The organism is Lacrimispora amygdalina (genome assembly GCF_900205965.1).
Lineage (GTDB): Bacteria > Bacillota > Clostridia > Lachnospirales > Lachnospiraceae > Lacrimispora > Lacrimispora amygdalina_A.
In genome coordinates, this window is record NZ_OAOF01000015.1 from 85,329 (window position 1) to 100,069 (window position 14,741).

13 protein-coding genes are annotated in these 14,741 nt (G+C 40.5%); 9 read left to right on the forward strand and 4 right to left on the reverse strand.

Features of this window, described 5'->3' with window-relative positions:
* Positions 1–42 precede the first annotated feature (42 nt).
* The 4 genes from CRO04_RS18420 to CRO04_RS18435 form a co-directional block, all read right to left on the reverse strand.
* On the reverse strand, positions 43–780 hold the full coding sequence (locus CRO04_RS18420) for a hypothetical protein (RefSeq protein WP_097005708.1): 738 nt from the start codon (positions 778–780) through the stop codon (positions 43–45).
* A gap of 53 nt (positions 781–833) precedes the next feature.
* Positions 834–1,655, reverse strand: a complete 822-nt coding sequence (locus CRO04_RS18425) for a hypothetical protein (RefSeq protein ID WP_097005709.1) — start codon at positions 1,653–1,655, stop codon at positions 834–836.
* Between the two features lie 219 nt (positions 1,656–1,874).
* The gene (locus CRO04_RS18430; RefSeq protein WP_097005710.1) at positions 1,875–2,750 is read right to left on the reverse strand and encodes a hypothetical protein; all 876 of its coding nucleotides are present in this window, start codon (positions 2,748–2,750) and stop codon (positions 1,875–1,877) included.
* Positions 2,747–5,518: an RNA dependent RNA polymerase gene (locus CRO04_RS18435; RefSeq protein ID WP_097005711.1), complete on the reverse strand. Its 2,772-nt coding sequence runs from the start codon at positions 5,516–5,518 to the stop codon at positions 2,747–2,749. The genes CRO04_RS18430 and CRO04_RS18435 overlap by 4 nt, the downstream gene beginning before the upstream one ends.
* 654 nt (positions 5,519–6,172) lie before the next feature.
* Between CRO04_RS18435 and CRO04_RS18445 the strand changes: the two genes are divergently transcribed.
* The 9 genes from CRO04_RS18445 (at position 6,173) to CRO04_RS18485 (ending at position 14,712) form a co-directional block, all read left to right on the forward strand.
* On the forward strand, positions 6,173–7,291 hold the full coding sequence (locus tag CRO04_RS18445; RefSeq protein WP_097005713.1) for a C45 family autoproteolytic acyltransferase/hydolase: 1,119 nt from the start codon (positions 6,173–6,175) through the stop codon (positions 7,289–7,291).
* Between the two features lie 19 nt (positions 7,292–7,310).
* Positions 7,311–8,186 carry an AraC family transcriptional regulator gene (locus CRO04_RS18450; protein WP_097005764.1) on the forward strand — a complete coding sequence of 292 codons (876 nt, stop codon included), beginning with the start codon at positions 7,311–7,313 and terminating at the stop codon, positions 8,184–8,186.
* Between the two features lie 104 nt (positions 8,187–8,290).
* Positions 8,291–9,091 (forward strand): AAC(3) family N-acetyltransferase, encoded by an 801-nt coding sequence (locus CRO04_RS18455; RefSeq protein ID WP_097005765.1) that lies wholly within the window; start codon positions 8,291–8,293, stop codon positions 9,089–9,091.
* 236 nt (positions 9,092–9,327) lie between these two features.
* Complete coding sequence (locus CRO04_RS18460) at positions 9,328–9,582, forward strand: type II toxin-antitoxin system HicA family toxin (RefSeq protein WP_097005714.1); 255 nt, start codon at positions 9,328–9,330, stop codon at positions 9,580–9,582.
* A complete protein-coding gene (locus CRO04_RS18465) occupies positions 9,569–9,928 on the forward strand; it encodes a type II toxin-antitoxin system HicB family antitoxin (protein ID WP_097005715.1) in 360 nt (119 codons plus the stop codon). Before CRO04_RS18460 ends, CRO04_RS18465 begins: the two co-directional genes overlap by 14 nt.
* Positions 9,929–10,186: 258 nt before the next feature.
* Positions 10,187–10,696 (forward strand): QueT transporter family protein, encoded by a 510-nt coding sequence (locus CRO04_RS18470; protein ID WP_097005716.1) that lies wholly within the window; start codon positions 10,187–10,189, stop codon positions 10,694–10,696.
* Positions 10,697–10,872: 176 nt separating this feature from the next.
* Positions 10,873–11,766 (forward strand): hypothetical protein, encoded by an 894-nt coding sequence (locus CRO04_RS18475; protein WP_166432608.1) that lies wholly within the window; start codon positions 10,873–10,875, stop codon positions 11,764–11,766.
* Positions 11,767–12,025: 259 nt separating this feature from the next.
* Positions 12,026–13,405: a UDP-N-acetylmuramate--L-alanine ligase gene (murC, locus tag CRO04_RS18480; protein ID WP_097005718.1), complete on the forward strand. Its 1,380-nt coding sequence runs from the start codon at positions 12,026–12,028 to the stop codon at positions 13,403–13,405.
* 263 nt (positions 13,406–13,668) lie between these two features.
* Positions 13,669–14,712, forward strand: a complete 1,044-nt coding sequence (locus tag CRO04_RS18485; protein ID WP_097005719.1) for a DnaD domain protein — start codon at positions 13,669–13,671, stop codon at positions 14,710–14,712.
* The last annotated feature ends 29 nt before the right edge of the window (positions 14,713–14,741 follow it).

Genomic DNA, 14,741 nt, shown 5'->3' on the forward strand with positions numbered 1-14,741 from the left:
GTGTTATTCCTAACACAAACTACAATCGTTTATACACGAAACTTAAGCCTCTGCTTCTGCGTATTCAACCATGTCAGCTACATTGCCATCCTTATCTTCCAGACATGCAAACTCAATCTTTACAGTTGCTGCGTCACCGCTGGAAGAGAAGCTTAAATCCAATGCCTTTTTCGGTTTGCATTTGTAAGCGGTGATCACATAAGGAGTGATTACTCCACTTTCATCCTTTTCAACCGTTTTCATGGTGATGTAGTAATCCTGAGGGTTCTTCTTATTATTAAAGCTGATTTTCTGAACTCCGGATTCTTTCACAGCTAAATAACCGACTTCATAGGACTGTCCCACTGCAAGTTCTGCTGGAGTGGCGGCTGTAAACTTAGATTCTTCTACGGTACCTTTAATGGATTCCCCTCCAAAATCACCTTCTCCATAAACGAATACGGAAGCGGATTTCACCCCTGCAGGAAGGGCTAGTTCCCCGGCTGCTGTACAGGCAATTGTTTTCTTTTCTGCTACAACTGCAGTGGTATCAATGGTGCCATCAGATAATAAGGCATAAAGCTTGAATGGCTTCACCTGAGCTTCTACGGTCATAGTTCCATCCATGGGATTGGAAAATGCAATTTTCTTAGCACCTTTGCTTGTGGCGTAGGTTTCATCGGCTGTGAAGCCAAAGGTAGTTACATTGGCATCTTCGAAGAAGAGATAGGGAGCCAGTGTTTTTAATACTCGGATATCCACGTCACAACAGGTTCTGTTAGCTTTGTTAATGTTTGTCATTTTAAAATTCCTCCTGATTTTTAAATTATAAAAAAAGACCAGCATTTGCAGGTCTAATTTTCGGTAATAAAATTTTTGTACCACTGCGTTGCATCAAACTGCTTCTTTTCGTCTCCCCAGGCGGCTACAGTCATAGACTGTATATCGAAAAAACTGTTGACCTGAAGCCGTTTAAACTGATCATATAGCTGATAAACCGTAATACCCCATATATTATGGATATTAAGGGAGGGGTGTCTGGCAGAGACTGCCGAAATAATATTGGGCAGGTCCATATTTTTATCCGCTCTTATTCCAGAGTCTCTTTTCTTCTGTGCCTCCAGCGTCCTGTAGTAAAGCGCTTTTGCCAGTTCACTTTTAAATACAGGCGTTTCTGCCTCCTGGTCCTTTGTTAAGATTCCGTTTCTCTGAAGAATGAGATCAGCTATTTCGGGGTAAATTGCTTTGGGTATAATACAAACTGGGCATTTTTTCTCCTCATTTATAAAACCCTGCATTTCCTGAGAGTAGGTGAGCCGGAAGTTTAAGAAAAAAGATAAAGCCTGTTCCAGGGTAAATACCAAAATAGGATCAAAAATAACAAGGTCCATAAACGGTAAGGTTTTCTTTTCTTCCTCTGTAAAGGAATCATATTCTGCCAGCACTCTTTGAAACGCTTGTTTTTCTTTCTCAGAATAATTAGTAAGGTAATGAAATTGTTCATGATCAATCCCGTAAAGATAAGATTCTTTATTCAGCATAAGAGCAGCTAAATAGGAATGATAAACAGGAAAGGATATTTCTGATATCTCACTTAGTAATGGAGAACGGATATGTAAGCCATTTTGCAATATAATAGGAGCGGTGCCAAGCAGCGTTCCATAATCCAGTTTCATTGGTTTCCTCCTTTCGTAGATGAACAGTATATACAAACGGCAGTCTGACGGCCGCTTGCCATCAGACCACCGGTAACAAGGAGTTTATGAGAAAGGATTTTTCAACTGTTACCTTTCCATATTAGAAAAATTGCATTCGAACACACGTTTGCATTTTGCCCTTGCAGAATAAGGCTTTTTAAGTACTATATAGATACTGTGAATTAAAATGAACCGGGGCTACACTGCTGTTTTGTTCCGATAACGCCTCATTTTCATTCTCTGTAGTTCTTTGCGGTGACTGGTCTTACAAGCCTCACACCGGCATTCCCTGCTGGACGCATCCGCGTTAAATGTCTTACCACAGTCCTGGCAGAGAATGGTTTTTACTCCGACGGGAGTGTAGTAGGGGTTCTTTTTAACACAATCTTTGCAGTATTTCTTATTAACAGATGTTTTTCTTACTAAAATGTTGCAACATGAACATCTTATGTAGTCCTCGCCCTTATATAGTCTCCACTCATATCCCAGTTTGCGAAAATCAGTAATGCAGAGCTTTTTCTCAGAATCATCATGAACAAATAATACTTTCATGCTCAGATTATCGATTTTTTTGGCAAAGTCAATGAGTCCCATTTCTTTCAACTTAAAAAACCGAATGTCTTTATCATAGGAATTCGTGGTAATACAGGCAAGGCGGTAGATTTCACTGTCCGGATTATTCACCCAGTTCTGATTGTTTTTGTTTTTAAAATTGTGATACTTTGCCAGACATAAGAGTGTAAATGCCAGCCGTTCCAGAACCTTATCATTTATTTCTTTCATAATATCCAGTTCCTTTTGTGTAATCCAGACTCCGCTACACTGGCAAATGGGATATTTTGCAGCCTGTTTTGCACAAGACTCAATACTGTTTGTCCAGTCCAGAGGATTATATCTGGGGTAATGCAGTTCCATAAAACAATGTAGTTTCCCGGTCAGCTTTTCACCGTCACAGCCACACATATGATAGTAGTAGCGGGCGATAATGCTTAGAGTCTGATATGGTTTAGAAAAATCAACCGGATCAGTTCGAAGTATTTGTTCTGCATATTTTTTTTCATCTAGAATAATCAAAGTCTTTCTTCCTTTCCTAATTTCTTTTCTTTCATAATAAATGTCTCACCGCCATATTTAAATGCCCCTGCAGCCTCTGGTGCTGCCATTGCAGGGTAATGGATGATGTTATTATTTTTCTTGAGAAGCGTTTGTATAATGGTATCTCCGCAGATATCCCATACAAACTGCCTGGATTTATTGGTGGTATAACACATGTCTAAGAGAATTTCGCACAGTACCAGAGGATTAGGACAGATGGATTCGCACGCTGAGCGGAATTTCATCCTCATCATCGCCCTGTTTGCAGCTGTTTCTTCTTTATTCAGACGCATGGTTTTGACAGTCTGCTGGTAGAGTTTCATGGTATCATCATATTCTTTTTTAATATTCTGGATTTTTTTATAATCACTTTTCTGATAGCAGACACCGCTTTTTAAGACAGTGTAATCAAAGCTGGTTTCATTTTTCCGGTCTGTGAGAAAATGTGCGAAATTTTTTTCAAACAGAAGGCAGATCCGGTTAACAGTACTTAAGTTATTGCTTGTGGGCATAAACTTCTGATGGTATTCCAGAAACTCCGCTTGCTCGGGAGTATGATTCTGAGTCTGTTCAAGGTCTTTAAGAGACATTTGGAAGCGGCGGATACATTTCTTATTGCTGTCAATGGTGTATTTTTTATATTCATTCATAAGATCTGGGTATATGTATCTCATAAAATAAGGCTTTTTATCTGCAGCAATACTAATACAAAGTTTCTTAAATTCCTTTTCTTCCTCTGTTGATTCAGGAAGCTGATGACAGGCTGGTCTATCATACCAGTACCGTGGCATTGGTTTTGATAAAATACCTTTTGCCTTATCAATTGAATTCTGCTGGTAATGCTGTCCGCACATAATTCTGTATTCGAGAATCCTGTATTCCGGACTGTTTTTTTCAAAACTGGACTGAAGCTCAATCATAGAGGTGATTCTGTTGGTTATTGAACCGATTTCATCACCAAAAGCAAGAAGATTTGCTTTAATGAGAGCCGCTTCGTCCGGTATTATCTTTTCTGCCTGTCTCTGCACACATTCAATTGCAGGGACATTCCTGGTATTGTTTAAAATAATTTCGTTATTAGTAGTAAAAAAACTATCGCTGTCTTTATCCGCTCCATTTAAAGCATCACAGGTGGAATCCCAGGAATTAAGAATTAGTCCGGTCTGATTGTACTGGTACCAGTAATCCATTTCCTGGCTGTGAACGACAGACCGTTTACGTATGTTATTGTGGCAGGTCATGGGAGCACGAAAACAGGCAATTTCGCTTACGCCCTGATCCAGCCAGTATCTGTGGTAAACTTCTCCCGGCTTTAACAGACCGGTAACTGGTAATCCAAAGACTGACTGGGCGAGAGAGTAAAGATCTCCGGATACGATGGCATAATTACCGGATAGCTGAATGGAACCTTTTGCAGCCATCTGGATTCTTTTTTTTATCATTCCGTAAACTTTACTGAGTAGAAATGGATCATCCATCATGCCTTTGTCAATCATGAGGGCTTTAATAAAATCATTATTTAAACCATCTAATTGATCTTCTTCTAAATACATTCCTTTTAAGAAAACCAGAGTTTTACCCCAATCCATACAAAGGGCGCCTTTTAGTTCCTCTATAGTAGGTTCACAAAGCTTCTGTATTTCTTCCTCTGTAAATTCATAAGTCTGAAGAAATTGATAATTGGCGTTCCTTACATGCTCCAGTTTAAGTGGAGTTGTTTTTGATACGGAAAACTGGTAGTGATTTTCCATTGAGCAGCAAAGAAAATGTTCCAGGCTGTTATAGGAGTCCCAGAGTTTTACCATAGATGCAGTGAGAATTACATCAAAGTTACGGACATCCCGAGGCGTTCCCCACACATCTTCAATCATGTAGTTTTCATGATTGATCTTTCGGGCAAACTCAACAAAATCAAAAGTAAAGAGCATACCTTTTGTCCAGGCAAAGCGAGTATTGACACCAGTAATGGTTTTATCCTCTGCAGACAAACCATTCAGCTCCTTATTGATAAGTTTAGAATATTCCGGAGACATGAAACCGTAACCATCAGAGTCGCAATAGGTAATTTCATAATCTTTTTTATAAGACATGTCCGGCTCAGTTCCATCCTCATCACGAATCAGGATGACATCCTCTTTCCATGAGACAAAACAATCCTTCACAACTACGATGCGGGGCATGGTTACGGGAACAGAACTGCTGCAGATTAATGCCTGATAAGCCTCTAGTTTAGCAGGCACCAGTTTTTTGTTTAAATCTCTCCCATTTTCCATACGTTTTTTTACTGTTTCATAAACACGCTCACTGACGTAAGTGATTGTAGACTTTTTGACACCACCGTTTGTGCCCAGAAGCCTGTGGTATCGGATTCCATTAATTGAAAATCCTTTATTTGCCCTGTGATAGTCTTTCGCGGAATCCATAATCAGGTAGATACAGTCTTTCTGATATTGAAAATCGTACAGCTTTTTATATAATTCTTTTACACGTTTTTTAGAGTCCTCTCCTTTAGCCGTCTTTTTTAATTCTTTTAATTGTAGTTTTAAAGAGGTCACTTCTTTGTCCAGATCCTCATTGCCGTTCAATTCCATAATCCAGCGTAGAAGCTGACTGTCTCCTGCCGCCACCACATCATTTTTGTTATGAAGTGCAGCGGAAAGAGGAAGTGATAAATTCCAGTCAGCCCGTGCCAGTCGTTTGCTCTGCAGCTTATATATAAATCTTTGACAGGTTTGGTTGTTTTTCAATTATTTTCCCCCTTCCAGTTGAATCATAAAGTAGTATGTTTGTCCTGCACCCTGGCGTTGTCTGACTTCACTCTGCGCTCCTGCGGAGTGTAAGGGGGGATATTACGCTGCCGGGTGGATTCGGTACAGAAGTCGCGAAGACTGATTTCACCAGCATAGACTCTGTGAAATTCTTCTCTTGTTGGTATTGTTGGTTTTTGAAATGATTTCATATGAAATGTCTCTCCTTTCTTTTTTATCTGCCTGAAATGAATGGTCAGACTGTTTTGAAACAGGAGAGAAGATTGATTGATAGGAAAAGGGAAGTTCTGAAGGATTGTATAATGTTTGATTGGTATTTTTATTGTGTGTACAGATAATAACACGCGGTAGACAAAATGTCAACAAAAATTTTAGGAATAGAAATTGCGGGAAGCTATTGACTTTATAACCTGCCGGTGTTATGATTTCAGCAGAACATACGTTCGAAAGCGAGAGAAGATTTAGGTAAGATTGTTATTAGTGTGAGGAAATAGTATAATAATTGGTATATTGTATAAGTTAAGGTGTGAAAACTATAATTAAGATTCAATTACATAAGTAAAATAGCAGGAAATATCATGCAATATTCCATCTGACTGATTAAACTAAAATCAGAATAGGAGGATTAAAAATATGAATAATGTTATGGCTTATACCATGAATCTGGAAGGTACGTATTATGAAACAGGCTATCAGACGGGAAAAAGAATGGGAGCAATTCCCCAGTTAAGAGAGCTTCATACCCAATCAGTAGAAGGCTTTGGAGCGGAAAAGTTTAAAGAGGCAAAGAAGCTGTTTGATCAATGGTGTCCAGGGCTGACTGAGGAGATGAAAGGATTTGCAGACGCTTTGCAGGTAGAAGAAGATCAGATTTTCTTTTATGGAATGACTTATTTGCTGCCCCGCTGCAGCCACATTGCATTGCAGCCGTCTATGACAGCGGATCATAAGCCGCTTCTTGCCCGGAACTATGAATTTAGTGATGAAGCAGAGGATTTTTGCCTTATAAAAACCAGGATTCATGGAAAGTATGCACATATTGGCACCAGTGTATTGTTTTTTGGCAGAGATGATGGAATCAACGAACATGGTTTGTCAGTGACGATGAGTTCCTGTGGTTTTCCGGTAGGTGCGATGCCTTATATGCGGGAACCCAGGGTGAAAGGTCTTCAATTCTGGGCTGTAATCCGTGCCCTGCTGGAGAACTGTAAAGATGTAACTGAAGCGCTGGAGTATATGAAAGATATGCCCATTGCTTATAACTTAAATTTATTAATTTTGGATCAAACCGGAAGTGCGGCTCTGGTTGAGACACTGGATGGAAGAAAATCATATAAGATACTGAATCCTGACTCACCACAATCATTTTTACATGCCACCAACCACCCTGTATTACCGGAGTTAATTCCATACGAACCGAAAGCGTTTGTCCATTCAGCAAAGCGTTATGATTATATCTCGCGGACCCTGTCCGGTACTTTTGGGGTTACCATGGATCAGTTGAAAAATATGCTTTTGTCTAAATATCCGGAGGGATTATGTACCCATTACTACGAGGAATACTTTGGAACAACAAAGAGCATGATTCTGTCGCCAGTTGATCGTTCCATTGATATTTGCTGGGGTGGCAGAGAAGAGAACGGCTGGGAGCGCTTTCGGGTGGCTGATGTTATGGAAGAGAGCGTCAGGGAGATCGGATTAAGTTTTGATAAAGCAGACCCTGATATTTTTACCTATCAGCCGATCATATAAAAAGGGAGAGGGGATTGATATGAATTACCGGAAGGCGCTGGAACGGGCTGTCATTTACATTGAAGCCAACTTAAGTGAGGATATACGTGTAGAGGATGTGGCCAAGGCTGCAGGCTACTCATACTACCATCTCAACCGGCAGTTTTTTGCACTTCTGGGTGAAAGTATAGGCAGTTATATAAAAAAGCGCCGCCTTGCCAATGCGGCAAAGCGGCTGCTCTATACAGAAGAAAGAATTATAGATATTGCTGTAGACAGTGGATTTGAGTCATCAGAAGCGTTCAGCCGTGCATTCAAAGCAATTTATCAGGTAAGCCCCCAGATATACCGTATGAATAGACTGGATGCTTGTGTAGGATCAAAAGAACGACTGGATCAGGGATTATTACAGCATCTGATATCAAACGTAACGGTACACCCCCAGATAGTGACCATGCCGGAGATTAAAGTAGCAGGCATTCGGGGAGAGACTACTCTTTCTGATATAAAGCTGAGAGAACTTTGGAATCAAGTAAACCATATGCATCGCGACATACCACATCTGGTGGAGGGCGGCAGAGGGTTTGGGATCTGTGAGGCATGCAATGAGAATACTTTGTATACGATGAATGACTGGGTTTTATTCACTGAGGTGGCTGGATATGAGGTGGACTCATTTGAAGATCTTCCGCCCCAATTTGTCCGTAAGATTCTGCCTGCCGGTAAGTATGCGGTATTTACTCACAGGGGAAGTTTACGTATGCTGCCCCAGACGTTTGACTATATCTGGGGAACCTGGTTTCTGACAACGGATGAGGAGTTAGACTGGCGGGAGGATTTTGAACTTTATGATAACCGGTTTCTGGGATATGACCACCCGGAATCAGAAATAGATCTGTATATTCCTATTCGATAACAGTTACAGTTCTGACTTGGTGGATACTTGCAAAATATCTACGGAACCCTTATGATGGTAAATACTATGATAATTAATTGATAAGGGATAAGAAAGGTATGATTATGTTCACAAAACAAGATCTGAAGCAGAATTTAAAAGAGATGGGAATAAAGCCCCATGACACTTTACTGGTACACTCCTCCATGAAATCAATCGGAGAAGTTGACGGTGGGGCGGATACTGTCCTTGATGCTTTAATGGAATATCTGTCAGAAGGACTTCTGATACTTCCCACTCATACATGGTACTCTATGTCTGAATATCATAGCGTATACGACCCTCGGTTAGAGCCGGCCTGTGTCGGGATTTTACCAAATCTGTTTATGAAACGGAAAGGCGTTCTTCGTTCCCTTCACCCGACACATAGTGTTGCCGTGTACGGAGTGGACAGCGAAGCATTTATTGAAGGAGAAGAAAATCGGACCACGCCCTGTCCTCCAGGGGGATGCTATGACCGCCTAAAGGAAAGAAAAGGAAAAATCCTGTTAATTGGAGTCGGACATGAAAGGAATACCTTTATTCACTGCGTGGAAGAGCATTTGAATGTCCCGGATCGTCTGACCAGTGAGCCAACATATTTTAAGATCGTTATGTCTGATGGTAAGATAAAGCCTTCCTTCATGCACCGACATGACAATTCCGTTACAGATCATATCTCAGAAAACTACACAAAACTGGAACAGGCTTTTTATGACAGAAAAGCTGCAGTTAAAGCGTCTTTCGGCAGCGCTGCCTGTATTCTATGTGATGCGCAAGCTATCTATGAAGTAACAAAAGATGTGTTATCTCATCAGATTAATTGTTTAATAGAGCTGCAGACCATACCAAAGGAATGGTGGTTAACGACAAAGGAACATACGTAAGAAGCAGTTGGGAATCTAGGATTTATAATACGTCACGTAATACTGGATATCAGTAATTTCGTGGCGTATTATATTATGGCGTGAAATAAGAATAGTACTGTGTTTTCAATATGAAGGAGAATCTGTCTACCTGCGCCAGGTAAAAAGCGGGTAACAAGTGTACGAAAAAATATATTGCAATATTGACACCATATATGACACCAGAGTATAATATATTATAAAGAGAGGATTATAGAATGTCACAATGGGATAAATTATTAGATAGAATATGCTCTTTATCCAAGGATCTGCGTTTTAATGAATTGCGCCGGGTCCTGGAATCTTATGGGTACGAAATGAAGTCCCCTAAAGGGGGAAGCAGCCATTACACATTTAGAAAGTCAGATTGTATGCCAATTACCATACCAAAGCATGAACCGATTAAAAAGATATATGTGCAGATGGTAAGAGAAATTGTTGAAAGTGAGGTGCCAGACGATGAGAACACTTGATGAATATATGGAGCTACATTATAGAATGGAAATAATAGAGGACCCTGATGAGGGAGGTTATGTTGTATCATTTCCAGACTTAAAGGGTTGTATAACCTGTGCGGATACTATTGAAAAGGCTATTGATCAAGCAAAGGAAGCCAAAAGAGTATGGATGGAGGCTATGCTTGACGATGGTAATGAGATACCAGAGCCAGATGATTTAGATAAATATTCCGGACAGTTTAAACTGAGAATACCTAAATCCTTGCATCGCCAGTTAGCGGAGCATTCAAAGAGAGAAGGAATCAGTATGAATCAGTATTGTTTGTATCTTCTCACCCAAAATGACAAGTTATGTAATTAAATAAATGTTTATCAAAACAGGGCAGGGACTTTCCCGCCTTAACTGCTGCATAAGCATTGGGTAGAGTAAGTGCCTGCCCTGCAATTAAAATCCTGATAGGAAAAAAGGGGTCACCTCACTTGCAAATCCCCTTTCCTTATGCTATAGTTACACACGTAATAAGGCCGTGGAACCTTTGATATAAAAGGAAAGTCCACAAAAAAGACCGGTGTGTTCGAGACCTTCCACACCTAAAACAAAACTAGAGGAGAATAAAATATGAATCACAAATCATCAGTGAAAACCTATTTCATGGTTTTTTCAGCAGTTATTGCTGCAATCTACACGGTGCTGACCATGGCATTTGCCCCCATTAGCTTCGGACCTGTCCAGTTTCGGATTTCAGAAATGCTATGTATCCTACCCTATTTTACCCCAGCGGCAATTCCAGGACTATTTATCGGTTGTTTTCTGTCTAATCTTTTATGCGGAGCAGCAGCGCTTGACGTAATATTTGGCAGTCTGGCGACACTGATCGGAGCGATTGGAGCCTATAAACTCCGGGGGAATAAGTGGCTGGTATGCATACCGCCTATATTGTCGAATGTAATTATTATTCCATGGGTTCTTCGATATGCATACGGTTCCCAGGATATGATATGGTATGCTATGATTACGATAGGTATCGGAGAGGTCTTGGCAATTGGTGTATTGGGAAATATTTTGCTGGGAGTACTTAACAGATATAGACATCTAATATTCGACCGTTTCCTTTCGGAAACAGTTTAACAAAATACGCAGAAACTCCCGGCTATCATAAAAAGCCGGGAGTTTTTGTTTATATTTTCTATTTTCATAGGTAGTTACATGTGGTAAAATATATTTATCGAAAACAGGGCTATGTAACCGGCTTGTAACCGTTTTTTTATATAATAAATATGCAAATGAAAGATTATGGTGAAGGGATGACAGTTGGTAGAATGAGTGTGGTACGAAATGCAGACAGATATTTTACAATAGCAGTGGATGAATTTGATGATAACAGTATAAAAGGGATTTTGTTTCATGAAAGCAGCTCAAATGGAATTATATTTGAAAGCCTGCTGGAGATGTTTTTTCATATGGATCGGATTTTCGATCAATTGGGCAGTCCAAAGCAGACTGTTCAAATTCGGCAGTTTTCGGGAGTAAATGGTCTCTCTCTGGAAGTAAAGGAAACCAGCGAAAAAGAAAGACCTGGAAAGCTGGCAACTTTCAGTGTTTTTGTACAGTACCGTTACTATGCAAGCTGGCAGGGAAATTATAAATGGCTGGAAGGTGATGAGAGGGTACCATTTGGAAGTGAGCTTGAACTGATTCTTTCCATGTATCTGCTATTATCTGGTAGTGAAACAAAGGAGCATGTTAGTAACATCATTACGACTTGTCACGTGGCAATAGACACCTATCATTCCGGGAAGTTTACTGGAAATTATCAGAATATACCATCTGAGATATTAGAACAGCAGGTTCAGCCAGTGGATTTGGCAAAGTCACTGGGTACTTTTATGGAATATGAATTAAAGAATGACGATATTCCAAAGTATGGGCTGAATTATGGACAGCTGATATCCAGTGATGCTTGTAATCTTTGCAGAAGAGGAGGCAAGATTGCTTCTTTTTCTATTAAAGTACTGTTTCACGAACACGCAACCTGGCAGGGGATTATTTTTTGGAGAGAGGGTAGACAGCAGCAGCTGTTCCGCAGTTATAAGGAAATGCTTTATTTGATAGCAACGGTGGCAGAGACTTCGGCTGAAAACAATAGATATCCGGAGCATCTGCCGGCAGGTGCAGGATATGCGTTATCCGGATCATAATTTTCGTTGTCATAAAGTGCACTTTACAGTTCATAGAATCTGTAAGGTGCATTTTTATATGATTAGGAAGAAATTATAGCAGATGCATGTGGAGCATGTCACTAACAGGCTTTCGTTCTGTTTGGATTCCCTTGTAGATTTTCTGCCGTATTTCTTATATAATAAAGAAGAAAGCAGTTGACTTTATAAGAAAAAAGCAGTAAAAGTAAGTGGAAGTAACCGTTACATAAATAAAACAAAAATTAAGGATGGATAAAGCATGTATCAAATTGATTTTCATAAACCACAGGCAGTTCATTTTATCGGTATTGGAGGAATCAGCATGAGCGGTCTGGCTGAGATTCTCATAGACGAGGGATTTACAGTGACCGGATCAGATTCTCATGAATCGGAACTGACACATCATCTTGAGGCAAAAGGCGCAAACGTTGCGTATGGACAGCGTGCGGAGAATATTACAGAGGGAATCGATGTTGTGGTTTATACGGCTGCGGTACATTCCGACAATCCCGAGCTGAAAGCTGCGAAAGAAAAGGGACTTCCTATTCTCAGCAGGGCCGAACTTCTTGGTCAGATGATGAAAAATTATGAGAATGCAATTGCTATTTCAGGTACCCACGGAAAAACAACGACAACCTCCATGATTACAGAAGTACTTCTCTGTGCAGATGTGGACCCTACCATTTCTGTGGGAGGTATTTTAAACTCCATAGGTGGTAATATCCGCGTAGGCGGTCCGGAATTGTTTGTTACCGAAGCCTGTGAATATACCAACAGTTTTCTTTCTTTTTATCCCACTGTAGAGATTATTTTAAATATAGAAGCGGATCATCTGGATTTCTTTAAAGATATTAAGGATATCCGCAATTCATTTCGTCTTTTTGCCCAGAAGCTGCCAAAGGATGGACTGCTAGTAATTAATAATGATATCGATAATATTGAGGAGATCGTGCGTGATCTGCCTTGTAAGGTAATTACCTTTGGAAAGAGAGCTGGAAGCAGGTACCAGGCAGATTCCATAATATTTGATGATCTGGCAAGAGCCACTTATGAATTGAAAATAGACGGCAGTGTTGTGGATACGGTAACTCTTGGAGTTCCCGGAGAGCATAATGTTTATAACTCTCTGGCGGCGGCTGCCGTATGTGCAGAACTGGGGATTTCACTGGAACAGGTGAAAAAGGGACTGAAGCATTTTACAGGAACTAACCGCCGTTTTGAAAAAAAAGGTGAACTGGGAGGCGTGACTATTATTGATGATTATGCCCACCATCCCCAGGAGATCCGGGCAACGTTAAATACTGCGCAGCATTATCCACATAAGAAACTCTGGGTGGTATTTCAGCCCCATACGTATACACGTACAAAGGCATTTCTTGACGAATTTGCAGATGCACTGTCTCTGGCAGACGAGGTGATACTTGCAGAAATATATGCAGCAAGAGAAAGCGACAATCTGGGGATCAGTTCAGCGGATATTGTGGAGAGAATAGAGAAAAAGGGCGTGAAAGCGCATTATATCACCACATTTGACGAGATTGAAACATTTATTTTAGAAAATTGTATACACGGTGATTTGTTGATAACTATGGGTGCCGGAGATATTGTAAAAGTGGGAGAAAAGCTGTTAGGCTTATAGTTATCCACATTATCCACATAGTTTTCAACATTTTATGTTAAGAAGCTATGTGGATTTTTTAATTTACATAAATTATCGTCTCACAATTTAAGAAATCTCGGTTTTATCAGCATTTCGACAGGAATATAGTGGATAAACGAAGATTATGTATACTTGGTTTCCACATTATCCACAATATCCACAATTGATTTAGTGGATAACTGCCCCTATTTTCTTTTGGAAAGACCTGTGGTATGATAAGAATACGATAAAAAGGTGAGGTTATGGCGGTGAATTTTAAAAGCAGTTTTAAGATCAATGGTACGATAATATCAAATCAGTTCATAGATGAATTTATGGCTTCGGCTAATGGTGAATATATAAAAGAATATCTGTTCCTGATGCGTCATGAGGGTGAAGAGGTGACCATTTCCATGATTGCCGATGCTTTAAATCATACGGAGGCCGATGTGATGCGTGCCTTATCTTACTGGAAAAAAGCCGGAGTATTAAGCGAGCCGGCAGCGTCAAAGCCAGCGCTTTCCCCTGCCGCATCGGAGACAGCATGTTCCGTACGCCCTGCTGACGAAGGAAAGAAAGAAAAGACTGTTGAATCTCCAGAGCGTAAGTCATACACTCCACAACAGATCAGCGGACTGGCAGGAGATGAGGATTTTTCCCAGTTGCTTTATATTGCCCAGAAATATATGAATAAAGTTTTCACCCAGAGGGAATGTGAGGTATTTGCTTACCTTTACGATGGTCTTCATATGCCCTCAGAGCTTTTGGAATATGCGGTGGAGCATTGTGTGCAGGGTGGACATACCAGCATCCGTTATATTGAGACAGTAGCCATTAACTGGCATGAAAAAGGTTTTAAGACAGTAGATGATGCCAAAAATTATGCACTTACATTTTCAAAGGATTCTTTTGCAGTGATGAGAGCTTTTGGACTGAGTGACCGTAATCCCGGTGCTTCAGAACGGGATTATATGGATAAATGGCTTCGTACATACGGATTTACCAAAGAGCTGGTTATTGAGGCATGTAACCGGACCCTGACAGCTACGCATGCCCCCAGCTTTCCTTATACGGACAAGATTATAGAAGGCTGGAAGAAAGCCGGAGTCCGTACGATGGAAGACATCCGTAAGCTGGATGAGCAGCATGCGGATCGGAAAAAGAACGGCAGTGACAAAAGTGCTAAGGCAGCAGTGAATGCAGCAGGCGCAAAGGGAAGGAACGGGCAGAACCAGTTTCAGAACTTTCCTCAACGGGAGATTGATTATGATGCTCTTATTCTTGAACAGCTTACAGAGCTTAAATAACAAAGTGAAGCACAACAGGAACGGAGGTA